Below are 25,816 nucleotides of genomic sequence, written 5' to 3'. Positions count from 1 at the left end.
GTAAACTCTTTCTCTTAAATAATTCCAAAAATGGTATAAAGCGCGATTACAAAGAAAACCGCAATTGTTTTAATAATGGTAACAGCAAAAATATCTCGATAAGATTGCTTGTGTGTTAGACCCGTTACCGCAAGAAGCGTAATAACAGCTCCGTTATGTGGAAGTGTATCCATACCGCCCGACGCCATTGCAACAACGCGGTGCATCACTTCAGGTGGAATATTGGCAGCGGCAATGGCTTGGTTATATTTATCAGCCATAGCCCCTAACGCAATTCCCATCCCACCGGAGGCGGAACCGGTCATACCGGCAAGTGTACTCGTTGTGACCGCACCGTTTACAAGCGGATTTGTAAATGTACCGGAAATGCCGTCACTAATTTTCGTGAAACCAGGCAGTGCCGCAATGATTCCGCCAAATCCATACTCCGCACCTGTATTCATCGTTGCCAGTAAGGATCCGCCGATTGCTGTATTTAATCCTTCCTTCAAGTTTTTCGTCACACGTTTCCCATCATAGAGAAGCGATGAAATAATTCCGACAACTAATGCCATAATAATGGCCCAAATGGCGGCCATACCTGCTACATCCACTGTATACGTTTTCAAACCAATGGCTGCAAAGTCAAATCCATTCGGATACCATTTCGGAATTAATGTTATAAATACTTTATTCGTCACGCCCACAAGAATGAGTGGCACAAAGGCAGAAATTTGTCTGAGTACAGATTGCTGCGAGGTTAAATCCGGTAAAGTTTCTTCTTTTTCTGCTATCTTTTCAGCCGCTGCCGCATTTTCAGTACCAAACCCGTAATAACCCTCGCCGGCTTTTTCAGCCTTTCTTCTTCTAGATTCAAGATATAAGAGTCCTAGAACTAATACAAAAATAGCTCCGATAATCCCCAGGGTTGGAGCTGCATAAATATCTGTTTTGAAAAAGTTAATAGGGATAACGTTTTGAATTTGCGGTGTACCTGGCAGTGCATCCATTGTAAACGTAAAGGCACCAAGTGCAATCGTACCTGGGATAAGCCTTTTTGGGATGTCTGCTTGTTTAAACATCTGAGCGGCAAATGGATAAATGGCAAAAACCGCTACAAATAAACTCACACCGCTATACGTTAAAATTGCCCCTAGTAAAACAATGGTCAGCATCGCACGTTTTGCTCCAAGTAAACGAACAATGGTTTTAGCAATAGATTCTGCAATTCCTGACATTTCGACCACTTTTCCAAAAATGGCCCCTAATAAAAAGACAGCAAAATAAGATTTAATGAATCCGACCATTTTTTCCATGAATACCCCAGAAAAGAATGGTAAAACATGACTTGGGTCAACTAGTAATACAGCAAGAAGTGCACATAATGGCGCGAATAAAATTACAGAAAATCCGCGGTAGGCCACAAAAATCAACAGACCAAGTGCAAGTAAAATAACAAATAATTCCATGCAAATCCCCCTAAAATGTATTGGTAAGCTCCTTCCCTTTCCATCCCCCAACAGTAAGCGTTTCCATATTGAAGCTTACGTTTATATCTATGCAAGAATTATGCCAAATTCGTCTTTTGGTATTTTCTCTCTAAAGCCTTTCTTTTGCATCCCACAAAACTGGAATAATTCCGCTTTTCCGGAAAAAAGCTGTGCGTGTTTCCGGAAAAGCGGAATTTTCCGTTTTTTCGGAATTTAAACTGTGCTAAATTATGACTCTCTTAAAGAAAGATTTCTTTCAGCATTTGACCTCTAACCCAATCTTGTTATTAACAAGATATACGCAAAAAAAGACTTCTCCGCTATATTAGCGAAAAAGTCTTTTGTTAAAATGCACCTCAGTTTATTGTGGAGCTACTTTTGAATTGAATACTTGCTTACCGTCTTTATATTCTAAAACAGTTGCTGATTTGATTGGATTGTGGTTTTTATCGATTGTCACAGTACCAGTTACAAGAGAAAGATCTTTTGTTTTTTCTAGAGCTTCTTTGATTTTAGTAGTATCTGTGCTGCCGGCACGTTTGATCGCATCTGCTAATAGATAGACAGAATCATAACCAAGAGCGTTGAAAGCGTTCGGAGCAGTTCCACTGTTCTTAGCTTTAAATGCAGTTACAAATGTTTGAACCTTTTTGTCCTGGTCATCAGAAGAATAATGGTTTGTGATATATGTGTTATTCAATGCATCCTTACCTGCTAAGTCAACTAACTTTGGTGAATCCCAACCATCTGCACCCATTAGTGGAGCAGTAATACCTAATTCACGAGCCTGTTTAACAATTAAACCAACTTCTTCATAGTATCCAGGAATAAAGATAAATTCTGGATTTGCAGCTTTAATACGTGTTAACGTTGCACGGAAATCTGTATCTTTGGCAACATATGCTTCCTCAGAAACAACCTTACCGCCTGCTTTTTCAAATGTTTTCTTAAATGATGCTGCTAAACCTTTAGCATAGTCACTCGCACTGTCAGCAAAGATGGCAACTTTTTTAACCTTTAAATTATTAGCTGCAAAGTTCGCCGCTACTGTTCCTTGGAACGGGTCGATAAAAGAAGTACGGAATACAAATTCGTTTAATTTTCCTTTATCAGTAACAGTTACATTTGGAGCTGTTCCAGATGGAGTTAAAAGAATGGTTTTATTGCTGTCTGCAATTTCTGCTTGGGCAACTGTGTCACCACTTGTTGCAGCACCGATGATAGCTGTTACCTTATCTTGGCTTGTTAATTTGATGGCACCATTTGTCGCTTCGGCTGCATCTGATTTATTATCAACTTTAACAACTTCAAGCTTCTTGCCATCTACTCCGCCCTTTTTATTAATTTCATCAACCGCAAGATTGACACCTGAAGCGATGGATTCACCGTAGGAAGCAACGCCGCCTGAAAGTTCTAAGTTAACACCTAGTTTAATGGTGTCTCCACTGCTTGCATTATCCTTTGCTCCTGAACATCCGGCTAAAACACCAGCCAATAATGTTGAAGCCATAAACATCTTTGCAAAATTCTTCTTCATCATGATGATCCCCTTTTCTATTTATCTGATTTTTCTGACATAGACATCCATACATTTGTAGTTTGGTAGAATGGCATGTTCAATGGTTTGTCTAACTGATATTTAGTATTGTAATACAATTAATTTCATTCGTCTAGTATATTATTTATTAATTTTAATATTTCTGAAATATATTATTTTTCAAACTAGCCTTTCATTGGTAGATTCATTCCATACAACGATTTTTACTATTTAACTACTAAAATCCACTTTCTAAAAAGTATTCTATAATATTGATTAAGCCATTATTCAAATAACAACAATAGTTCCACTTTCAAACAAAATCAAAGAAAAGGCGGTTCTCCAAAATGATGGAGACCGCCTTTTCTTTGATTTTTATTTTTTCTTTGCATGTTTACGCATGTCGAAGGCTACTGCGACGATGATGATTAAGCCTTTTACAATGAACTGGATGTATGGGCTCACACCTAGGAAGGCTAATCCATAGTTGATAACTTGGAAGATAAGAACCCCGGTTACGATACCTGGTACAGTACCAATCCCACCAGTCAAAGACACCCCGCCGACGACGCAGGCTGCAATGGCGTCCATCTCATACATATTACCTGTATTGTTTGTTGCACTACCAACACGACCTGCTTCAAGAACACCAGTAAATCCATAAAGTAGACCTGCAATCATATAAATAATAATGATATTTTTTGCAACGTTTACGCCAGAAACTTTAGCAGCTTCGGGATTTCCGCCGATCGCATACATATTTTTACCAAGCTGTGTTTTATTCCAAATAATCCAAATAATAATGGAGACAATAATCGCGTAAAAGATTAGATATGGAAACTCATATTGACCTAGTTTGATACCACGTTGAGCAAAGGTTGTAAACTTCTCACTTAAACCACCGATTGGCTGTGCACCATATGGAGGACGGTCAAAGTAGATGGAAGACGTACCGTACACGACAATCATCATACCTAGTGTGGCTATGAAAGGTGGTACATGGAACTTCGCCACAATTACACCACTGATAGCAGAAATGAAACCAGTTGCCAGCATCGCAATGATAATAGGAACAAATAACGGTAATTCATGTAAATGTGGATACATTTTATAAGCATAGTCACTAGCTTGAAGCATGGAAGCTGATACTACCGCTGCTAATCCGACCATACGTCCCGCCGAAAGGTCCGTACCGGCTAGAATCAGAATACCCGCTACCCCAAGGGCAATGATTACACGAGATGACGCCTGACTCAGAATATTAATTAAGTTTGTCATGGATAAGAAGTCTGGAGATGCTACCACAATCCCAACGACTAATAGAATTAAAACTAAATAAATAACATTATCGACAATCCATTTTGAAAAATTCGATTTTTTGATTTCCTTAGAACCTGATTTTTTTAATGCTTCTGTACTCATTTTTTTCGCCTCCTAATACAATGCTGCTAATCGCATGATTTCTTCTTGAGAAGTCGTCTTCGTATCAACGATCCCAGCTGCTTTTCCATTACTCATCACGAGAATTCGGTCTGTCGTACCCAATAGCTCTGGCATTTCAGAAGAGATCATGATAATCCCTTTTCCTTCTGCGGCTAATTGGTTAATTAATTGATAAATCTCGAATTTGGCCCCAACATCAATTCCTCGAGTTGGCTCATCCAGTAATAAAATATTGGGCTTAGTTAAGAGCCAGCGCCCAATGATAACCTTCTGCTGATTACCACCTGATAGACTCCCAATGGCTGTTTTTTGAGTCGGTGTTTTTACCTTCATCGAATCGATTACCCATTGGGTATCGTCAGCCACCTTGCGGTTAGATAAAAAACCGCTCCTTGTTTTATACTGCTTCATGTTTGAGATAATGGAGTTAAAGCTTATGCTCAAATCCGCAAATATACCGGTTGAACGTCTTTCCTCGGTTACAAGTGCAAAGCCGTTTTTAATGGCATGCTGCGGCGAATGATTATTTACCTCCTTGCCGTTCAGCTCAATTTTTCCAGTCTTTAATGCGCGAATTCCAAAGATCGCTTCCACTACTTCCGTCCTCTTGGAACCGACTAAGCCGGCGATGCCTAAGATTTCACCTTTTTTCAGCTCAAAACTTACATTAGAAAAGGATGGCTGTGTTTCTGCTGTTAAGTCAGAGACCTTTAAAATCACATCTCCCGGCTGGTTTTCTTTAGCTGGAAAGCGCTGTGATAAGTCACGACCAACCATCAATTTGATGATTTCGTCTGTCGTTAAGTCTTTTGCACTTCTTGTGGCGATGTACTGGCCATCGCGCATGATGGTTACTTCATCTGAAATTTTTAGAATCTCTTCCATTTTGTGCGAGATATAGATGATTGCGACATTTTCACTTTGTAGTCTTTTAATGATTCTAAATAAATGATTGACTTCCGTCTCTGTTAGCGAGGATGTTGGCTCATCCATGACGATAATTTTTGAATGATAAGAAACAGCTTTGGCAATTTCAACCATTTGCATTTCAGAAACGGATAAGGAACTAACCTTGCTCCGCGGGTCAATATTTATATCTAAGTTTTTGAAAATAGCTGCCGTATCCTCGTACATTTTCTTTTCATCTACGAAAATACCTTTCTTTGGATAACGACCCAGCCATAAATTATCCATGACATTTTGCTGGCGAACCTGGTTCAATTCCTGGTGCACCATGGAAACACCATTTTCTAAGGCCTGCTTTGAGTTTGCAAATGAAACTTCATTTCCATTAAAAATGATTTTCCCCTCGTCCATTGAATAAATTCCAAATAGGCATTTCATCAAGGTGGATTTCCCAGCACCGTTTTCCCCCATTAAGGCATGAACCGAACCCGGCTTCACTTTTAAAGTAACCTTGTCTAAAGCAAGTACCCCAGGGAATCTTTTGGTAATGTTCTGCATTTCTAGTAGATAGGTAGTACTAGATCCTGACATAAGTGAACCTCCTAACTTAACCATTTAAAAATATGAGTGAACCTTCTTCTTCCAGCTCATATCTGTTTTAATGAAAAATTTTAATTTACTATTTTTACGGTGTCAGCTTTAATTATTTGGCTGTGTTAAACATGGATATTGATTTCCGCTCCAGGAGCTCACTTTCCGCGGGCGTGCCGGGGAGCCTCCTCGGCGTAGACAGCGCCTGTGGGGTCTCCCCAGCCCCGTACTCCCGCAGGATATTGAAATTCTCCCTCGAATCCGCCCACGCACGAAGAAAATGCGATAGCATTTTCAAGGAGTCGAGCGCCTTCCGCTTCAATCAACATCGTTCCAAAATCAACAATAACCTTCAACACAGCCAATTATTTAAAGCGTGATTCTCCGAACGAAGGAAAAGATCATCTTTTCCTTCGTTCGAAGAGCGCCAAGGGGCTGGCTACAGCCCCTAACACAGGTACTGGCGCAAATCGTGTTTTCGTATTTAAATCTTAATTGTTTAGCTCCAGCGTCTAAGGGCTCGGGTCATAAGCCAATCCGTCTAGAAGGCTAAAGAGCAGCCCTCTCGCCAGCTCGTCATATGCCGGTCGCCCCTGGGCAAGGCGCTTCCGCTTTTCTATTTATAAGCGTCTTTACCAACTTGGATGTTGTCTTTTGTGATTTCGATGTAAGGAACGCGAACGGCTTTCTTGTCATCAAGTTTCCAATCTGTTCCTGCTAATACGTCCTTACCATTTGCTGCATTTGCGGCTAGGTCAACTGTCGCTTTACCTTGGTTCTTCGCGTCATTCAAGACAGTACCAACCATTTTACCTTTTTCAATCATTTCAAGTGCTTCTGGAATCGCGTCAACACCTACAACTGGTACAAACTTGTCGCCAGTGAAGTAACCTGCTTTTTCAAGTGAGGCAATCGCACCTAGCGCCATTCCATCATTATTAGCGATAACAAACTCAATCTTATCGTTGTATTTGGAAACCCATGCATCCATTTTTTCAGTTGCCTTTGTTGCATCCCACATAGCGGTATCCATTGCTAATTGTTCCACTTGAATTCCTTTAGATTTCAAAGTGTCAATCACATATTTGGTACGGGCTTCGGCATCTGGGTGTCCTGGCTCGCCTTTTAAAAGGACGTATTGAATCTTGCCATCGTGATTTTTGTCCCATTTATCTTTGTTCGCTTCCCAAGCCTTAGCAATTAATTCACCTTGCAGAACACCTGATTCGGAAGAAGTTGTTCCAACATAATAAGCTTTATCGTAGCCTTTTAATACGGCTTCATCTGGCTCTTTGTTAAAGAAGATAACAGGTATATCTTTCGCTTTCGCTTTATCAACAATCGTTTGAGCTGCTTTTGGATCTACTAGGTTGATAGCTAGCGATTTTGCACCTTTAGCGATTAATGTATCCACTTGCTCAATTTGTTTGGCTTGGTCATTTTGTGAGTCATTCAGCATCAAGTTAACCTTTCCTTTAGCTGAATCTTCCATTGAACGACGCACATAAGACATGAAGTTATCATCAAATTTGTAAATCGTTGCTCCAACAGCTGGCAACTTGGCGTCGTTGCTACCGGAAGCTCCACCGCTTGTTGCACTGCTGCTGCAGCCTGTTGCTAAAAGAATACTAGATGCAACTGCTAATGATAGAACTAAACCTTTTTTCTTCAAACTCATCATTCCCCTTTTTTTAATTTTATAGAGACTTGGGTTAAGCTGTTTTTAAAGAGCTTAACGAAGTCTTGGTGTAAGCCCTTACACCTATAGTAGCATGGTGACAGCGGTTCCAATAGGGTCTACCTATAGCACATATTTGCGATTATCTAGACTTTTTTGCAATCTTTGAAACAACAATGTAATAAAACTATTTATATATGAGAAAAAGGACCCTTTTCAAAAAAGGTCCTCTGCGAACGAATCCTATTTAACTGTTGCCTTCCGAAATTCACTTGGTGACAATCCTGTTAACTTTTTAAACACCCTGCTGAAATAGTTGGGATCCCGGTAGCCGACTGAATAACAAATTTCTTTCATGCTCTTCCCCGGGTCGAGCATTTCCGCTTTCGCTTTCTTGATCCTAATTTCTGTCAAGTAATCAATGAATGTCAGCCCAAATCGATCCTTAAATAATTTGCTAAAATAAAACGGACTTAGTTCTACGTATTCGGCTGCAGATTCCAAGGTAATCGCTTCTGCGTAATGGGTTTCAATATAATCTTTTGCTTTTTGCAGCATACCCTTTGCATGATTATTCCGCCAGACCTGCACATGCTGCACAACAGCAAGTAAATGCGTTTTTCCCGATTCTAGAAGCGTCCGAATATCCCCTGAATCTTCAAGGTTAGGAATCCGTTCAGAGTTTATTCCCAAATCGTGGAGCATTCGCGAAATTAGAATAAACAACTCATCAAACGATTTTTTTATAAAAGACGTTTTGGCATCAAGGGTACCATGCTTGGAGACAAAGGAATCAAAGATCAGCATCACTTGATTGACATCACCTTGTCTGACACTGTCCAACAGCTTTTTCTCCACCTTCATAATCTCAGAATCGGAAGGCATCTCATAAGCAGTTCCCTGTTTACTGGAAAATAAAAATTTCCGATTCGGTGTCTTTAATAGTTCCTCTAGTGCCAATACCGCCTCATGATAGGATTTCGTTAACTCATGGGCATAGGTATACGGAAGCCCAATCCCAATTCTCATATCAGCCTTCATGTTTTCTTTTTTAAAAAGAAGATAGAGGTTTTCGATAATCGTTTCAGCATTTGTCCTGAATTGATTTTTCTCTGCTGATATTTTACATAAGAACAATACCGGTACTTGGGTGTCCATTATCGCTCCTACCATAATTTCATGCTTTACCACAATCGATTTAAGCGTCTTTTTAAGCCAGTTATACCATTTTTCTTTTTCGAACGATGTTAGTTCAGTCTCAGAAGTTGGCTTTAAAGTGAATAACATCATGTATCCAGACGTTATTTCTACGCCTAACAGCTGGCTCCATTCGTCAAAGGTCATATCTTGAACCTGGTTCATCAATAAGGACGAGACCCATTCTTTTTGAGCAATCGACACGGCCCGGTTCAGGTTTTTTCTTAAGTTTTGCTGTTCTTCTTGCTGCTTCCTTTCAGAGATAATTTCTTCTGCAACCCGCTGTAAACTGTCGAGAAGGTCCCTTTTACTGCTCGGCTTTAAGATATATTCCTTCACACCCTGTTGCATAACTTCCTTCGCGTATTCAAACGTGTTAAAAGCTGAAACCATGATAAAACGAATGCCCGGGTCAAACTTTTTTATCGCCTTTACTGCTTGAACACCGTCGGTACCCGGCATTTTAATATCCATAAAAATAATATCCGGTTTGAATTTCTCCGCCATTTCTATGGCGATTCTCCCGTTTGGAGCTTCTCCGATAACTGTCACGTCCAATTTAGAGCCTTTTATAATTTTAGCTACTGCTTTTCGTTCAAGTATCTCATCATCTGCTATAAGAATTTTCAACAAGTTTGTTTCCCCCTCTAGCCTTGACAGGAATCGTCAGCCGGAAAATGGTTCCTTTCTTTAATTCTGATTCAATTTCAACAATATTCTTTTGTTGGTAGAAGAGCTGAAGTCTTCGAATGACATTTTTCACTGCAATGCCATTGGAACGATCTTTTCTTTTCTCTAGCTCATTTTCTTCAGAGTCCAATCCATCGGCATACTGAATCAGCTTCCGCCTTGTTGGCTCATCCATTCCTGCCCCATTATCGATTACTTCCACATTGATTTGATCACTCTTCCTATAGATATGTAGTTGAATAACACCATTATCCTCATATTCTTCCACTCCATGGGTGAAGGCGTTTTCAACCAATGGTTGAAGAATGAGACTAGGAATTTCAATATCTAGACATTCGTCCTGAATATCCGAAATAAATTGGATGCGATCGCCGAATCTTGTTTTTTGAATAAAGAAGTACTCTTTCACAATACTGACTTCGTCTCTTAAGGTAGAAACTTTATCGAAATCACTTAGGTTGTAGCGTAATAATGCCGCAACAGCTTCAATTAACCTTGAAGTCTCCTCCGCCTCTTCTAAATAGGCCATCTTTGAAACCGTGTTCAAAGTATTAAATAGAAAATGAGGATTCATTTGGTTTTGCAAACTTCTTAATTCTAACTCTTTTAAAAGCTTATCAAGTTCTCCCTGCTGTTTGATTTCAGTGACTAGCACTTTAAGGTTGCTGCGCATTTGATTAAACGTTTCGGTTAGCAGTTTAAGTTCATCCTTAGTAGTTATTTTAATATCCTCACCCGCCAGATTCCCTTTTGAAATCTCTTTGGCTGCTCTTGATAGGTAACTAATTGGCCTGGTAATTCCGCCTGAGATCCATAAAGCCAGCAAGGTGCTTAGGAAAAAAGCAGCCGCAAACAAAAAAATCGACAAAAGCTTATAATAATGGTTTTGCTGTTCCATTTGGTCATAAAACTTTTGATAGTCTGTTAATTTATTATTTAACAAGGCAAGCGTACTTTCCTGAATATAAGAATTAATTTTCAAAACTTCATTAAAGTGATTGGAATATTCGTTAATCTGGTCCTGATGGAACGCCCCAATCGTGGCATCCCCCTCATCTAAAAAGCTATCAATCATATTTTTGTAATTTGTCAGTGTTACATCGTTGGTGGTAATCACATTGAAGAGACTCTTTTGATCCTTAATTAACTTTCGTTTTTCACTTCGGTAATCTTGTAAATATGATTTATCTTTATCTAAAATATACCCATGCAGCTTTTCTGTGAGAAAATTACTTTTTTGTGAAATATCATTTAGCAAGAGGAATTGTTCAAAACTTTGATCGTATTCTGATACGAGTTTTTCACTACAGTCATAAAAAAACATTCCGACAGAGGTTAATAATACAACCAAGACTATAAAATAAAGTAACAATTTCGATCTGATCCGAAATAGCATTAGTTGCCCTCCGCCTTTCCGGACTGTGTACTAACAGGTAAGTCCGCTTTTCTTAAAATTCGAGTCTCGGTATGGACAATAGGAGGCACTTTTTTCCCTTGAATATGATCAACCATCATTTTAACAGCCTCATATCCCATTTGATATGGTTCCTGAACAACAGTGGCCGTGATGGTCCCCTCTCGAATAAAGTTAAGCGTTTCTGGAAGTGTATCAAAGCCAATGATATAGATTTGATGTTGTTTATGAAATTTTTTAACCACATGGGCGATCTCAATTCCATCAAGAGCACTTGTCCCAAAAAATGCGTTAACCTCTGGGTGATCCTGCAAAATTTGATTAGCCTTCTCAGCTGCTTTTACTCTGCTGATCTCAGATTCTTGAACAGTAATAATGTTGATTCTTTTTTCTGATTTAACCGCATTTTCAAATCCCTTGACCCGCTGCTGCATATGATTTGCATAAAAGCTTCCCGTAATAATGGCGACATTTATTTCCCCAAATGTATCCGCTATCAAAGCTTTGCCTGCCAAATAACCCGAATAATAATTATCGGTTCCAATATAGGTGAGTCTTCTGCTATTCGCTGCATCCGTATCAACCGTGACAACAGGAATCCCACTGGCCACAATCCGGTTAATGAGCGGCGTAAATTGCTCTTCACTTAATCCTTGGGTCATGATGCCATCTACTTTAGAGGCTGCAGACATTTCAATCGTCTTGACGTGATCATCAATGTTAGCTTGCTTTGGACCTGTATATTCAAGGAGCACACCATATTTCTTCGCTGCATCTTGTGCCCCTTTTTCTACGAGTTTCCAATATTCATTGTCTAACTCTTCGGGAACAAGCACAAAATGGTAATTATATGTTTCTGCTGCTTTTTTCTCTTTTGGTAAATCATGAGTAATGACCTTGTATCCATAGAATAGGGAAAATGCCAAGCTAACAGAAAAAAACAAACCGCACACGGAATACGCTATAATCGATAACCTGCTCATCTTCAAATCTCCGATCCCTAAGCACATGATAACCCTATTATACGGAACTTTCCAAAAAGCAACAATCATAATATAAACTGGAAACTTGATACAAATCTTTTCAAAAAAGAGAGGAACAAAAAAACAACCAGCCTGCATTCTCTTACAATGTAGACTGGTTGTTTAGTACTAATTGTCTTTTATTTAGTAAGTCTCTCAAATTCAACCTTTGGAGCCAATGCTTCGTTTACTTTTTCAACGATCATATCTTGATCGACTGTAAAGGTGGCCGTATCTCGAATATCTTCTGAGGATGCCCCAACTTTTACCGTATAGGTGCCTTTCTCAAGAATCCATGCATTTTGCTTTTCATCGAAAGAGGCAAGGTCTTTGGCATTCAGTTCGAATTGAAGCAGCTGACGCTGATTTGGCTTAAGTTCTTTGGTCTTATCAAAGGCTTTGAGTTCAACAGCTGGTTTTTCAAGTTTTCCATCCGGTGCGGAAACATAGACTTGTACAACTTCTTTACCCGGTAATTTACCTGTATTCTCTACCATCGCCGATACTTTTAGCGTGTCTTTAAATTTCTTGCCCTCACTAATATTTAAATGGCTAATATCAAAGTCAGTATAGGACAATCCATAACCAAATTCATAGGCAGGCTTGACATTAAACGTCGTATTGTAACGGTATCCAACATAAATGTCTTCGTTATAAATCACTTGTGTTGGGTTATTAGCAGGTGTACCAGGGAAGCTATTGGCCGATGCCACATCCTCATATTTAACAGGGAAGGTAGTGGCTAATTTTCCGGAAGGATTGACTTTTCCGGAAATAACATCAGCAACCGCATAACCAGCTTCTTGTCCTGGCTGCCATGCTAAAAGGATTGAGTCAACCTTATCTCTCCAGCTTGCAACTTCGATTGGTCCGCCAATATTCAAAATAACCGCTACTTTTTTGCCCTGATTGTGGTATTCTGCTGATACTTTTGAAATCATGTCTTGTTCTGTATCGCTTAATAAATAATCCCCTTTTACCACTTTACGGTCTGCACCTTCACCGGAATTTCGACCAATGACAATAATTCCTATATCTGAATCCGTAGAAGCATTAGATATTTCAGTATCTGTTAAAGGCTTTTCAGGAATAGCAGGGATTGACTTGCCAAAATCTTCACCCCATGGGCTTGGTTTAATCTTATATTGATCCTGCGAGCGAAGGTTATCAATATATGATTTGTAATCACCGAATTCAGTTTGGTTTAGCTGGTATCCAGCACTCTTTAAACCATCTGCAATCGAAACCGTGTAAGCCGCATTCACATCTCCGCTTCCGGTTCCGCCTTTAACCGTTTCGATTTGGGTATTACCAAATAACGTGATCTTCTGATCCTTGCTGATTGGTAAAGGCATTTTGTCGTTCTTTAAAAGAACCATCCCTTCAGCCGCCGCTTTACGAGCTGTTACCGCGTGAGCAGCTAAATCAGGCTTGTTTGTATTTTGGTACTTTTTAAACTCAGGGGTTTGGATAAGAATCTGAAGGATGTTTTTAATATTGCGGTCTAAAACTTTTCCCTCTAATTTCCCACTACTAACGGCCGCTTTAATTAGATCGGATTGAGCTGTCGAACCTGGCATAATCATGTCATTTTGTGCTTTCATTTGTTCAACTGGATCATTCCCGCCAAACCAGTCCGTCATTACAAATCCGTTGTAGCCCCAATCTTTACGTAAAACCGTTGTTAAAAGGTCGGCACTTTGGGATGTGTAGGTTCCGTTTATTTTGTTATAAGAACTCATCACTGACCATGGATGTGATTCCTTGACAGCGATTTCAAAACCTTTTAGATAAATTTCCCTCAATGCGCGTTCTGAAACGACAGTATCAACGCTCATTCTATTCGTTTCCTGATTATTCGCCGCAAAGTGCTTGATCGTTGCGCCAATACCATTTGATTGAAGTCCATTTACCATCGCCGCAGCCATTTTTCCTGCAATTAATGGATCCTCTGAATAGTATTCAAAGTTACGGCCGTTTAATGGATTGCGTTGGATATTCAGTGCAGGTGCTAATAACATATCGACACCATATTCTTTCACTTCATTTCCTTGGGCCTTTCCAATCGCTTCTACAGTTGCTGGGTCCCAAGTAGATGCAAGTGATGTGGCGATAGGGAAAGCTGTTGCATAATAGGTTTGAGTTTCTCCTGTTCTAGTCGCTCTGATTCTAAGACCTGCCGGGCCATCGGCAAAACGCAGTTCAGGGATTCCTAACCGAGGAATTCCATATGTACCACCTACTGCTCCAACTACATCGCTAAATGGAGGTGTTCCTCCAAATCCAGGCATTCCTACCCCGACAACAAATTTTGATTTTTCCTCAAGGGTCATGGCTTGAATCACATTGTCAATCGATGAAGCATCTGTTAGATAAGGCGTGGATGTCTGAACGGCAGATGTTTGTGCATGAGTCACAGTTGTTGGATTTTGACTCTGAGCGGATGCAATATCAAAGGTAAGTCCTGAGAGAAGTAAGGTAGATGTAAGAGTAACGGCGAGTAAGTTTGCTCTTTTCTTTTTCTTTAGTTTTTTCAGCATAAGTATCCCCTTATTTTTTTGAATATTCACACTTAAAACGCTTCCATTGACAAGTTTAACTCAATTAGTGAATCAAAATTGGATTTATTTTCTGGATTATATTGCGAAAATCTTCACTATTTTGTTTTTTGATAGATAAAAGTTAATGGGCCTTTTTTAGTGCTAGAACCACCACTTTATTCGACCTATATCCTTAGTCTCATCAGAAAATGTTTAAGGTGCATGACTATATACTCTTGATTTTTTTATTGAATACTGAATTTTCCGACTTCAGCAAATTAATCTAGTAAATCACAATTTAATGCTAGAACTTGTAACTTATCGAATGACATTTTACATGCTAATCTTCCAATTGTAAGTGTTTCCATATATATAAAGGGGTTGTTAGGTGTGAAGAGTTATTACAAAGTTCTAAGTACATCAATGTTTAGTCTGATGCTGCTTTCTTCAAATTATTCAGGCGTACTTGCTGCGGAACAGCCAACTTCAGCAGCAAATTCAGCAGTTGTTTCTGGAGACAGCGGCAGCGTGCAAACTGGTACGGTCGAGGAACAAACACCAATGTTAGTTGACCAAGCTTCGATTCCAGCCGTTATTAAGGCGATGACGCTGGATGAAAAGGTAAATTTAATTGGCGGTGCAGGCGCGGCCGTCACAGGAGCGGCCGGCGGTACATATGCCATTCCACGGCTTGGCATTCCGAAACTTACATTTGCAGATGGTCCAGCCGGGCTTCGTTTTGGATCCACAGCAAATAAATCTACAACCGGTTTCCCAATTCCATCTGCTCTTTCTTCCAGCTTCAATAAAGATCTCATGTATAATGTGGCTTCGGCGATGGGAAAAGAAACCCTTGATTATGGAGTAGATGTTATTTTAGGACCTGCCTTAAATATTCATCGAGATCCTCGAGGCGGACGAAACTTTGAATATTACTCAGAAGACCCTCTGCTAAGCGGTGAAATGGCCGCTCAATTTACAAAAGGTGTTCAAGACCAAGGTGTTGGCGTCAGCATGAAGCATTTTGCCGCTAATAACCAAGAAACCAATAGACAGTCCGTAAATGAAATCATTTCAGAACGTGCCTTAAGAGAAATTTATTTAGCCGGCTTCGAACGCGTCGTTAAAGAAGCACAGCCATGGACAGTGATGAGCTCCTATAATTCGATTAACGGTCCTTTCTCTGCCCACAATTCCTGGCTGTTAAATGATGTCTTAAGAAGTGATTGGGGCTTTAATGGCATGGTTATGACTGACTGGGGCGGCTCTAAACAAAATGGCAAAGCGATGTTAAATGGCGGAAATGACTTGTCGATGCCAAGTTTAAATGACGCCGGAAAGGCAGCGGTAAAAGCAGCCATTATAGACGGTTCGCTTCCTGAGGAAAAACTCGACACAGCCATCGAAAATATCCTTACTTTAGTGGTTAAGTCACCTACCTTTAAAAAATTAAGTACGGTTGACAATACCAAACTAAGTGTTAATGCGGACCTAGCTGCTGCCGATGCACAGCTTTCACGAGAAGCAGCACCAGAAGGAATGGTTTTATTAAAAAATGAAAAGAAAGCGTTACCTTTCAATCAGAAGGTGAAAAAGGTCGGTCTTGTTGGGAACTCCTACACCATGCCTAGCTGCGGATTTGGTACTCCTACATCTGCCTGTACAACCGATAACGCCGCTTCAAAAATGTTCTTAATGGGAACTGGAAGTGCCTATGTTACCCCAACACATACCGTCCAGCTACCAGAAGGACTTAATAATGCTGGATACACCCCTGTTACGACCAATGCTAGTGGTGCAGAACTTAATCAAAATCTTAGCGTGGAAGATGCTGCTTATATGGCGAAGAACTCAGATATTGGTGTAGTCGTGATTGCTAGAGGTTCTGGCGAAGGAGCAGATGGAAATTCAACCACCTTTGAACCAACCTCAACAGAATTAGATCTTATTAATAAGGTTTCTGATGCTTTTCACGCCGTTAATAAAAAGATGGTCGTGGTCTTAAATGTGGGTGCTCCATTTAACACAGTAAGTTGGAGAGATAAGGCAGACTCTATTTTATTATCCTGGCAGCCAGGGATGGAAGCAGGGAACGCTCTTACAGATGTTCTTTCAGGAAAAGCGTATCCATCAGGAAAACTTCCAGAGACCTTCCCGGTTAAATTAGAGGATGCGCCAAGTTATGCGAACTTCCCAAGCTCGGACGGTAATGCAAACTTAGTAAAGTATAAAGAAGATATTTATGTAGGTTACCGCTACTATTCTACCTTTAAGGTAAAACCAGCTTACGAGTTTGGGTACGGACTCTCCTATACAACGTTTGATTATAGCGATTTTAAATTAAACAAAGATACGTTATCAAATAACATTAAAGTCTCGTTTAAAGTAACTAATACCGGTACCAATGTTGGTAAAGAGGCACCACAATTATATGTAAGTGCACCTGACGGCAAGTTAGAAAAACCAGCGATTGAGCTAAAAGCGTTCGGAAAAACGCGTGAGCTGAAGCCAGGACAAAAAGAAACATTCAACTTCTTTATTGATCCAAAGGATATTGCTTCCTTTGATGAATCTACTTCCTCTTGGATTGTTGAAAAAGGAACCTATCAATTCAAGATTGGGGCTTCCTCTGCCGATATTAGAGGGAAGCTGGATTTTAAAGTGGACAACGATATTGTTGCCGAAGTAGATAATGACAATGCACCAGATGTGGAATTAGATCGGTTATCAAAGTTCAATCAGCAGTAAAATGTTTACATTTTTATCATAATGGAGGTAAAGGAAATGCTTAAAAAAATGAAGAAAAAGGCCATGTTGGCCACAATGGCTGCAGCTATGACTTTATCACTCAATACAAATGTTTTTGCGAAGCAAATCAATACACAGTCAACATCCTATCAAACTGTGACAGAGATTGAAGATTGGGGTGCAGCAACAACGAAAGTAATTGTTAATGTTGGGAAACCAATACCAAAGAATTCTGTAACAACCGATACCTTCAAAGTCCATGTGGCTAGAAGCGATAAACGGTTAAGCAAACCTTTCCTAGAGGAAGGAGACCGCACCATCACTAAAGCATACGTAGCCGACAAAGACGGCAATCCTGCTGTCCAAACAGGTAAATATGTTGTCTTAGAAATGAAAATTGGTCCTGATGTATCCCTAGGTTCACCACTCAACTATGATTGGGCGACTACTGGCTTTAATGATTGGGTTGATATGAACTATACCATCACACAGCAAAAAGATATTGAAACTAGTGCAGGAACAATTTCAGGATTAGTTGTTGATCAATTTGCTGGAGAAACTAGAGAGCTAGTAGATGATTTTTCCACAGGAAAAGGAACTTATGACAATGTTAGCTTAACGTACGCCGATTTCAGTCCAAAAACGGACAATCATAAAAACCCATTAATTATCTGGCTCCATGGCGCCGGTGAAGGCGGCACAGATCCAACGATTCCAATCTCAGCCAACAAAGCTGCCAATTTTGCTTCAAAGGATATTCAATCAAAATTTGACGGAGCCTACGTTCTCGCACCTCAGACTCCAACTTTCTGGATGGACGGTTTGAAAGGATTCGGAGATGGAACCTCCAAGTATGAGAATGCTTTAATGTCTTTAATTAAGGAATATGTTGCTAATCACAAGGACGTGGATACCAGCAGAATTTACATTGGCGGTGACTCTAACGGGGGATATATGACCATGCTGATGGCACGCGATTATACTAATTACTTTGCCGCTGCCTTCCCAACATGTGAAGCCTTAAAGGATTCGTTAATTACAAATGAGCAAATTCAAAAAATGAAGGATCTCCCAATGTGGTTCATTGCCGCTAAAACAGACCCAGTTGTTAAGACAACTGATTATATTGAACCTACGTATCAACGCTTAGTCGATGCTGGAGCAAAAAATGTCCATAAATCATTATTTGATAAAGTGGTCGATACATCCGGTTTATATAAGAACGCGGATGGCACACCATATGAATATAATGGACACTGGTCATGGATTTACGTATACAATAATGCGCCAACAAACACCATCAACGGAAAAACAACTCACATCATGGAATGGCTAGCAGCTCAAACCAACCCAAATACTAAGTAAATAGTAAAAATGGTGATAGGCACCATTCAAAGACAAAAAGGCGGGATTGTCCATCGCAGATGGACAATCCCGCCTTTTATGCATTTCTCTACATTTAGATTAAAAGCTGCTGTTGCGAACGATGAGTTTGGTGGCGATGACGATTTTTTTGGCGGTCTTTCGACCTTCGATTCGTTCCATTAGGGTATCAACCGCCGTTTCACCCATCAACTCGGTATAAACTTTAACCGTGCTCAAGGTTGGGAAAACATATTTCGAGATGCTGATATCATTGACGCCAATGATGTTAACCCTCTCCGGCACGGCGATTCCTTCTTCGAGTAACGCCCTTAAGGCCCCGACAGCGATAGAGTCATTCCCCGCAAAAAAAGCCGTCGGTAAGTTTTCACCATGCTCTTGAATCGCCTGTTTCATCAAAACATGACCATCATCCGCAGAAAACTTGCCATTATACATAAAACGCTTCTCATAAATTCCCTTTTCCGTTAAATAACGTTTAACGGTTTCTTCTCTTGCATCCGCAATTGCGGATGTTTTATCTTTATATTCCTCTTTGCCGCCGATATAGCCAATCTGTTCATGCCCCTTAGCTATCAGATGATCTAATACCTTTTTCGTGGCCTTTTCGAAATCAATCACAACCGAATCAAATTGCTCTTCATCCGGAGAGGTATCAACAAATACAATATTCTTTGTAAAGGTCCGCAGTTCCTTTACTTGCTTACCGCTAAACTTGCCAACGGCAATTAAGCCTTGGATCTCATCATTTTCTCTCAACTCTTCATAGTTGTCATGAAAATACTTCACAAGCTGAAGGCCCTTATTACGGCAGCGATTCTCCACACCAAGCCGAATCGACATATAGTATAAATCTTCAAGTTCTTCCTTTTCCGTATACCACTGAAGAACGGCAATGCTTCCGGAATCCTGTTTCCGAGCTGGTTTCTTCTTATAAGAAAGCTCCTCTGCCGCCTCAAAAATTTTTTTCTTCGTTTCATCACTAACAGAAAGCGTGGTATCATAATTTAGCACCCTTGATACAGTCGCGATCGAAACACCTGCTAATTGTGCAATATCTTTGATAGTAGCCATTATCAATCCCCTATTATATTAGAAAAAAAACGGTAAATCGTCTTTGAATAGTATACTTCCTCCGGATTTAAAATAACAGATGGAAAGTTAGGCTGATTTACAGCATCAGGGTACCCTTGAGTTTCAAGACAGACACCTAAATAATTTCTAGCCTTAACTCCTGATATAGAATACGGTCCTTCTAATTGATTAGATGTATAGAGTACCACGCATGGTTGATCTGTCGTAACCAATAATGTCCGACCGCTTTCTTCATCACTTAGAAAAATCTTATGTTCATCACCCTCGGTAAAAATGAGTGGATGATCATAACCATTCCCCACCAGTACATTTTGTGGATGTTCCGATTTGATTCCTGTTAATAACCTTCGTCCATGTTGAAAATCAAATGTGGTGTTTTTAGCAGAAAGAATTTGACCTGTTGGGATTAAATCATGACCTAATTCTAAAAAACGATCATTATTTAACTGAAGGATATGGTTCGAAACGTCCCTTTTTATATTCCCGCTTAGATTAAAATAAGAATGATTCGTTAAATTGATAATGGTTGGTTGGTCCGTGTCTCCCTCATAAGTAATAGACAGTTCATTTTTGTTATTCAAGAGGTAGGTCACATGGATGTCTAAATTACCTGGATAGCCTTCATCACCATCTGGGCTAAGATAGGAAAACTTCACCCCAACTGCCTCGTTTCCCTCTATTACCTCTGATTTCCAAATAACTGAATTAAAGCCCTTTCCCCCTCCATGCAAATGGTTAGGATCTTCATTGGCAGCAAGCAGATATTCCTTCCCTCCAATTTCAAACCGGGCATCTTTTATTCTTCCGGCGACTCTTCCTACTACTGCACCGAAGTACGGAGACAAATCAAGGTAATCTTCAAACTGATTAAAACCCAGTACGACATTTTCAACCTTTCCATGCCGATCAGGGACATTGATTTCCGTAATGACGCAGCCGTAATTAAGGCAAGAAACGCTCATTCCTGTATGGTTGATAAGAGAATACTCTAACACCGTTGCCCCCTCATAACTCCCGAACACTTTACTAACTATCTTCAACAAACTCACATCCTCTTAAATAGTTCATCTTATAGAACATCAACAAATCTAGAAAATCCTGTTAACCCCTCTTCATTCCGGTTAAATACACCAGCATCCTCTAGTACACGTAAAAACTTTTTACCTACTTCTTCTCGTACCAGCATTTCTACATTAGATTCGTTAGCAATAGCTCCATAACGGGCTTTCAACTTATTAGCCCAATCGGTATGATAGTCTGCAACAGCATTCGTTTTACCAAGCAGGAATTTTTCCACCTCTTCAAGTTCTCCTTTTAGTCGCGCAGGCAGTACCGCTAATCCCATTACTTCAATAAGACCAATGTTCTCCTTCTTAATATGATGGACATCCGAATGTGGATGGAAAATACCCAGTGGATGTTCATTATTCGTCCGATTATTGCGGAGAACCAAGTCTAGTTCGAACAAATCACCATTTCGACGGGCAATCGGGGTAACCGTGTTATGAGGAGTCTCCCCTGTCCAAGCCAAAATATCAAGTTTATCATCACTGTAAGTTTTCCACTTTTCAAAAATATGTGCCCCAGCGTCCACCAATAAACTAGCCTCTCTAGAGCGTAAGCGAATTACTGACATTGGCCATTTAACAATCGAGCATTCCACATTTGGAAAGCTATTCATGGTAAAAGTCCAGTCCGCCCCAGCCTTTGCCATGGCAAATTGATAATTCCCGCCTTGATAATGCTCATGGGATAAGATTGAGCCGCCAACAATCGGAATATCTGCATTAGAACCTAAGAAATAGTGCGGAAATTGCTCAACAAATGCCAAGAGTCTTTTAAACGTCATTGGACTGATCTTCATGTCCGTATGTGATTCCGATAACACAATGCAGTGCTCGTTATAATAAACATACGGAGAATATTGTAAATACCAATTCTCATTTGTTAAATTCATTCTAATCATTCGATGATTTGAACGGGCAGGGTGACCAATACGACCGGCATATCCCTCATTCTCTACACAAAGTAGACATTTAGGGTAACTTGACTTTTTAGCAAGCTTCTCAAGTTCAATACTCTTTGGATCTTTTTCCGGCTTCGATAAATTAATCGTAATATCTAATTCCCCGAACTCGGTAGCTGCTTTGAACTCAATATTTTGCCGAATCCGTTTCATTTGGATATAGTTGCTGTTTTTACTTAAATCATAAAAGTACTCAGTTGCCTGTTCAGGACTTTGTTGATATTTTTCGTAAAATTGATTGTTCACACTAGAAGGTCGTGAGATAAAGCAATCCATAATTTTACTAGAAAAAATATCTTTTACATCAAAAATATCTTCGATGATACCTTGCTCAACTGCATAATCTACAATCTGCTCGAGGAGATCAGGGATTTCCTGGATTTCCCCCTCGATTTCAACATCCTTAAACTCATCTAATTGTAACAGTGCGAGCACTTGATTCCTTGAATATACTTCATCTTCCCGCTCCATTAACTGAGTGGCAAGCGCTTGTTGAACTAATTGTTGGACAAGTTGAAAGATCATATTTAATCGCCACCTATTTTTAAATACCATTTGGTTCATACATACACTAGTCCTGTACTAGTGATTACTATAATTCCTTTGCCCCTTCACCAATACTTGCTACATAAAAATCAGCTTCATATCCAATTTTCGCTGCATATTCCGCTCCTACATTGCTAATGAAACTTTCAACCTTATCATTTTCAACAATCGCAATTGCACACCCGCCAAATCCTGCTCCTGTCATCCGTGCTCCAAGAACACCTGGCTGTTTCCATGCTGCTTCTACTAAACTGTCAAGCTCAATCCCTGTTACTTCATAATCGTCTCGTAAAGAAATGTGTGATTGGTTAACTAATTGCCCAAAGGTTTCTAAATTTCCAGCCTTGAGCTCCTCGAGTGCCCGTAATGTTCGAATATTTTCATACACTGCATGTTTTGCCCGTTTCCGTACCGTTTCATTTGTAATGAGATGCTGATTTTCATCAAATTCAACTTCTGAAAGCTGTCCTAGTGCTTCGATTGGTAGTTTTTGCTGCAGCTGTGATAATGCTTCTTCACATTCACCTCTGCGCTCATTGTATTTAGAGTCTGCTAACTCGCGGCGCTTGTTAGTATTCATAATGATAATCTTATGATTTTCTAACTGAATAGGAGCATACTCATATTTCAATGTCTGGCAATCTAGTAATATACCTGCATCCTTCTTACCCATCCCAATTGCAAATTGGTCCATAATTCCGCTATTAACCCCGATAAACTGATTTTCAACCTGCTTACCTATTTTAATTAGATCAATACGCGGAATTTCTAAAGCAAACAGCCCTTCTATTAAAACCCCTGTTAATAATTCAATTGAAGCGGAAGAGGATAGTCCTGCACCGTTTGGGATATTCCCTTCAATGACACACTCAAATCCACTTGGGATTTGATATCCAGCCTCCATAATGTAGCGAATCATCCCTTTTGGATAATTGGCCCAATTGTGTTCTTTGTTGTAATCTAGTTGATCTAGGCTAAACTCAATAACTCCTTTTTCCGGAAAGTTAACTGAATACAAACGAACGAGTCTGTCTTCACGCTTCTTGGCAACCGCATAAGTACCGTACGTAATTGCACAAGGAAAAACATGTCCGCCGTTATAGTCGGTATGTTCCCCAATTAAATTAATCCGCCCTGGAGCAAAGAAAGATTTATCAGCTGCTGTTTTAAAAATTTCTACAAATATGTTACTAAGTGCTGTAACGGTCATTTTATCGTTCCTCCATCCATGAAATCCTTTTCATCAATCTTTAGCATTAATCTGATTCTTTACCTCTATTTTACTTTCCAAAGTAAAAATAATCAATATTTTTACTAAAATATTACTAAAAATTAAGATCAAAAAAAAGACGCATGAACTAATTCTTTCATGCGACTTTTATTTTTGTCATAGCAGCATATCCTGTACTTCCACCATTGTAAGTACTGCTACTTAAGAGTAGGAGCATTACTCCCACACTATCATTCAATTCCTTGTTTTTTCAAGGATGCTAACCTCATATTTTTCTAATGTTAAATCGCCTGTAAGCTGTTTACCAGTAACTAAATTTTTCACCTGTTCTTCAATAACAATTGGCTGCTTTTCTTCAGTAAAATTCATAACAAAAATATAATCATGTTCAGGGGCTTGTCTAACCTGTACAGATACACCCTTATTATGTTTTACTAAAGCAGCTGGCTGCAGCGATAAGTCATTGATTAATTCTTGGTAAAATTCCCGATGGAAAGAATCCTCCAAGCGGCCGCCAATATAATAGGTTTTTCCTTTTCCATAGTGATGGCTTGTTACCGCAGGAGTATTTGCATAATAGTCTTCCTCGTATTCTCCTTCTGCTTTAGCGGTATCTAGTTCAAGGACCGTTGCATAATCTTTCAGCTCGAAGGATTGATTACGATAACTAACAAAATTTCGATCCTTTGGATAGTAAGTGTCTGTTTCTACTGGTTTCATTCCGAAAATTTCTTGCAAATCTTTGTGCCATCCGCCCAAATAAGTTAAATCGTTTTCATTTACCAGTCCGCTAATATAAGTCATCACTAACGTTCCGCCGTTTGCAACAAATGATTTCAAACGCGCAATCGTTTCTTCGCTTACTAAATAAAGCATCGGAACAATTAATAGTTTATAAGAATTAAAATCTTGTTCTTTTGTAATGACATCAACAGAAATATCTTCTTCCCAGAAGGTGCGGTAATGGTCAACGAGTGTCTGTGGATAACGCTTGGTCTCCAGTCCAAACCCTTGAGCATCATTTAATGCCCAGTTGCTTTCCCAATCATAAAGAATAGCGACATCTGATGGACGATTTGTTCCAACAATATCATTCAGCTTTTCTAATGTTTGACCAACCTTCGCAACCTCTTTAAACACACGGTTTTCTGAACTATTATCATGATCAACAACTGCCCCATGGAATTTTTCAGAAGAGCCGCGTGATTTCCGCCATTGGAAATACATTACGCTATCAGATCCGTGGGCAACCATTTGCATGGAAGCAAGTAGGTGCATTCCTGGACGTTTAGCTTTATTGACATTATGCCAGTTGACAGCACTTGGAGTTGATTCCATTAATAAAAATGGCTGTTGTTTGAGACTGCGGTATAAGTCATCAATAAAACCAACCCTCATGGCTAAATCAGCGTTACTTTCCCAGTCATTATGCCATGCCGGGTAAGCATCCCAGCTAATGACATCGAGATGTTTAGCAAACTTACTATAATCAAGTGCCTGGAATGGAATAAGCTCATGCGTGTCTGCCATAAAGTTAGTCGTAATCGGAATATTTGGGGTCAATTCCCTAATAGGAACAACCTCATTTTCGAAGAATGAGATGGTTTGATCGGTAACAAACCTTCTCCAATCTAGATTTAATCCGTGAACCATACTTTCTCCGATTGGCGATGGCGATTCAATCTGTGACAAGTCAGTGAAGGTGTGGCTCCAAAACGGTCCCCACCATGCATCATTTAACGATTTTAGATCATTATTGTATTTTTCTTTCAGCCAGTTTCTAAAGGCATGCTGACATTTTTCACAGTGACATTCGCCGCCATATTCATTGGAAATATGCCACATTAACAACGCAGGGTGATTACCGTAGCGTTCTGCTAACAATCGATTAATCTTCTGCGTTTTTTCACGGTAAACTTCTGAAGTAAAACAATGATTATGTCTTCCACCATGCAGCTGTTTTACTCGAGCTCCATTCACGCGCAATACTTCTGGATATTTTTGTGACATCCAAGCAGGGCGCGCCCCGCTCGGAGTAGCTAAAATAACACGTCCGCCAATCCCATAAATATTGTTAAAAATCTCATCTAACCATTCGAAGTTGTAAACTCCTTCTTCCGGCTCCAATGCTGCCCAAGCAAAGATTCCAACTGAAAAGGTATTCGTATGTGCAAGCTTCATTAATTTAATATCATCTGCTAATATATCCGGTCGATCCAGCCATTGGTCCGGATTATAATCTCCCCCGTGAAGCATGAAGTTGGCTTTAGTAGTATATATCTTTTCATGTTTAGTCATTT

At 39.8% G+C, this 25,816-nt stretch carries 16 protein-coding genes; 2 read left to right on the top strand and 14 right to left on the bottom strand.

Annotation, left to right across the window (positions count from 1 at the left end):
* Positions 1 to 14 precede the first annotated feature (14 nt).
* The 9 genes from JOC76_RS18385 to JOC76_RS18345 all read right to left on the bottom strand — a co-directional run bounded on the left by JOC76_RS18385 (position 15) and on the right by JOC76_RS18345 (position 14,487).
* A complete protein-coding gene (locus tag JOC76_RS18385; protein ID WP_205179959.1) occupies positions 15 to 1,448 on the bottom strand; it encodes a GntP family permease in 1,434 nt (477 codons plus the stop codon).
* Between the two features lie 382 nt (positions 1,449 to 1,830).
* Positions 1,831 to 3,009, bottom strand: coding sequence for an ABC transporter substrate-binding protein (locus JOC76_RS18380; RefSeq protein ID WP_205179958.1), 1,179 nt, complete (start codon positions 3,007 to 3,009; stop codon positions 1,831 to 1,833).
* Between the two features lie 372 nt (positions 3,010 to 3,381).
* The gene (gene mglC, locus JOC76_RS18375) at positions 3,382 to 4,428 is read right to left on the bottom strand and encodes a galactose/methyl galactoside ABC transporter permease MglC (RefSeq protein ID WP_205179957.1); all 1,047 of its coding nucleotides are present in this window, start codon (positions 4,426 to 4,428) and stop codon (positions 3,382 to 3,384) included.
* A gap of 12 nt (positions 4,429 to 4,440) precedes the next feature.
* On the bottom strand, positions 4,441 to 5,946 hold the full coding sequence (mglA, locus tag JOC76_RS18370) for a galactose/methyl galactoside ABC transporter ATP-binding protein MglA (RefSeq protein ID WP_205179956.1): 1,506 nt from the start codon (positions 5,944 to 5,946) through the stop codon (positions 4,441 to 4,443).
* A 616-nt stretch (positions 5,947 to 6,562) separates the two neighbouring features.
* Complete coding sequence (gene mglB, locus JOC76_RS18365; protein ID WP_205179954.1) at positions 6,563 to 7,624, bottom strand: galactose/glucose ABC transporter substrate-binding protein MglB; 1,062 nt, start codon at positions 7,622 to 7,624, stop codon at positions 6,563 to 6,565.
* 243 nt (positions 7,625 to 7,867) lie between these two features.
* Positions 7,868 to 9,454, bottom strand: a complete 1,587-nt coding sequence (locus JOC76_RS18360) for a response regulator (protein WP_205179950.1) — start codon at positions 9,452 to 9,454, stop codon at positions 7,868 to 7,870.
* Positions 9,429 to 10,907 (bottom strand): sensor histidine kinase, encoded by a 1,479-nt coding sequence (locus JOC76_RS18355; RefSeq protein ID WP_205179949.1) that lies wholly within the window; start codon positions 10,905 to 10,907, stop codon positions 9,429 to 9,431. Before JOC76_RS18355 ends, JOC76_RS18360 begins: the two co-directional genes overlap by 26 nt.
* Positions 10,907 to 11,908 carry a sugar-binding protein gene (locus JOC76_RS18350; protein WP_205180025.1) on the bottom strand — a complete coding sequence of 334 codons (1,002 nt, stop codon included), beginning with the start codon at positions 11,906 to 11,908 and terminating at the stop codon, positions 10,907 to 10,909. The genes JOC76_RS18355 and JOC76_RS18350 overlap by 1 nt, the downstream gene beginning before the upstream one ends.
* A gap of 179 nt (positions 11,909 to 12,087) precedes the next feature.
* Positions 12,088 to 14,487 carry a beta-glucosidase gene (locus tag JOC76_RS18345; protein WP_239557807.1) on the bottom strand — a complete coding sequence of 800 codons (2,400 nt, stop codon included), beginning with the start codon at positions 14,485 to 14,487 and terminating at the stop codon, positions 12,088 to 12,090.
* A 390-nt stretch (positions 14,488 to 14,877) separates the two neighbouring features.
* On the opposite strand from JOC76_RS18345, the gene JOC76_RS18340 reads away from it, so the two are divergent.
* Together JOC76_RS18340 and JOC76_RS18335 are read left to right on the top strand one after the other, a co-directional pair.
* Complete coding sequence (locus JOC76_RS18340) at positions 14,878 to 17,235, top strand: glycoside hydrolase family 3 C-terminal domain-containing protein (protein ID WP_205179948.1); 2,358 nt, start codon at positions 14,878 to 14,880, stop codon at positions 17,233 to 17,235.
* Positions 17,236 to 17,271: 36 nt separating this feature from the next.
* Entirely contained in the window at positions 17,272 to 18,600 is a 1,329-nt protein-coding gene (locus JOC76_RS18335; RefSeq protein WP_205179947.1) for a prolyl oligopeptidase family serine peptidase, read from the top strand.
* A gap of 99 nt (positions 18,601 to 18,699) precedes the next feature.
* Here the strand turns inward: JOC76_RS18335 and JOC76_RS18330 are convergent, their stop codons facing one another.
* The 5 genes from JOC76_RS18330 to ganA all read right to left on the bottom strand — a co-directional run bounded on the left by JOC76_RS18330 (position 18,700) and on the right by ganA (position 25,814).
* The gene (locus tag JOC76_RS18330) at positions 18,700 to 19,692 is read right to left on the bottom strand and encodes a LacI family DNA-binding transcriptional regulator (RefSeq protein ID WP_205179946.1); all 993 of its coding nucleotides are present in this window, start codon (positions 19,690 to 19,692) and stop codon (positions 18,700 to 18,702) included.
* Between the two features lie 2 nt (positions 19,693 to 19,694).
* On the bottom strand, positions 19,695 to 20,753 hold the full coding sequence (locus tag JOC76_RS18325) for an aldose epimerase family protein (protein WP_205180022.1): 1,059 nt from the start codon (positions 20,751 to 20,753) through the stop codon (positions 19,695 to 19,697).
* Between the two features lie 29 nt (positions 20,754 to 20,782).
* Positions 20,783 to 22,264 carry a UDP-glucose--hexose-1-phosphate uridylyltransferase gene (gene galT / locus JOC76_RS18320; RefSeq protein ID WP_205179945.1) on the bottom strand — a complete coding sequence of 494 codons (1,482 nt, stop codon included), beginning with the start codon at positions 22,262 to 22,264 and terminating at the stop codon, positions 20,783 to 20,785.
* Positions 22,265 to 22,331: 67 nt separating this feature from the next.
* Entirely contained in the window at positions 22,332 to 23,495 is a 1,164-nt protein-coding gene (locus tag JOC76_RS18315; protein WP_205179944.1) for a galactokinase, read from the bottom strand.
* 255 nt (positions 23,496 to 23,750) lie between these two features.
* A complete protein-coding gene (gene ganA / locus JOC76_RS18310) occupies positions 23,751 to 25,814 on the bottom strand; it encodes a beta-galactosidase GanA (protein WP_239557806.1) in 2,064 nt (687 codons plus the stop codon).
* Between the last annotated feature and the right edge of the window lie 2 nt (positions 25,815 to 25,816).

This window comes from Neobacillus cucumis, assembly GCF_016908975.1.
Lineage (GTDB): Bacteria > Bacillota > Bacilli > Bacillales > Cytobacillaceae > Neobacillus > Neobacillus cucumis.
Note: the sequence above shows the minus strand (reverse complement) of the source record. Positions and strands in the feature narration are given on the sequence as shown.

Bases quoted from the DNA above. Each gene is read 5' to 3' on its own strand.
- JOC76_RS18385 (WP_205179959.1), bottom strand. From the start codon at position 1,448: ATGGAATTATTTGTTATTTTACTTGCACTTGGTCTGTTGATTTTTGTG.
- JOC76_RS18380 (WP_205179958.1), bottom strand. From the start codon at position 3,009: ATGATGAAGAAGAATTTTGCAAAGATGTTTATGGCTTCAACATTATTG.
- mglC (WP_205179957.1), bottom strand. From the start codon at position 4,428: ATGAGTACAGAAGCATTAAAAAAATCAGGTTCTAAGGAAATCAAAAAA.
- mglA (WP_205179956.1), bottom strand. From the start codon at position 5,946: ATGTCAGGATCTAGTACTACCTATCTACTAGAAATGCAGAACATTACC.
- mglB (WP_205179954.1), bottom strand. From the start codon at position 7,624: ATGAGTTTGAAGAAAAAAGGTTTAGTTCTATCATTAGCAGTTGCATCT.
- JOC76_RS18355 (WP_205179949.1), bottom strand. From the start codon at position 10,907: ATGCTATTTCGGATCAGATCGAAATTGTTACTTTATTTTATAGTCTTG.
- JOC76_RS18350 (WP_205180025.1), bottom strand. From the start codon at position 11,908: ATGAGCAGGTTATCGATTATAGCGTATTCCGTGTGCGGTTTGTTTTTT.
- JOC76_RS18345 (WP_239557807.1), bottom strand. From the start codon at position 14,487: ATGCTGAAAAAACTAAAGAAAAAGAAAAGAGCAAACTTACTCGCCGTT.
- JOC76_RS18335 (WP_205179947.1), top strand. From the start codon at position 17,272: ATGCTTAAAAAAATGAAGAAAAAGGCCATGTTGGCCACAATGGCTGCA.
- JOC76_RS18330 (WP_205179946.1), bottom strand. From the start codon at position 19,692: ATGGCTACTATCAAAGATATTGCACAATTAGCAGGTGTTTCGATCGCG.
- galT (WP_205179945.1), bottom strand. From the start codon at position 22,264: ATGATCTTTCAACTTGTCCAACAATTAGTTCAACAAGCGCTTGCCACT.
- JOC76_RS18315 (WP_205179944.1), bottom strand. From the start codon at position 23,495: ATGACCGTTACAGCACTTAGTAACATATTTGTAGAAATTTTTAAAACA.
- ganA (WP_239557806.1), bottom strand. From the start codon at position 25,814: ATGACTAAACATGAAAAGATATATACTACTAAAGCCAACTTCATGCTT.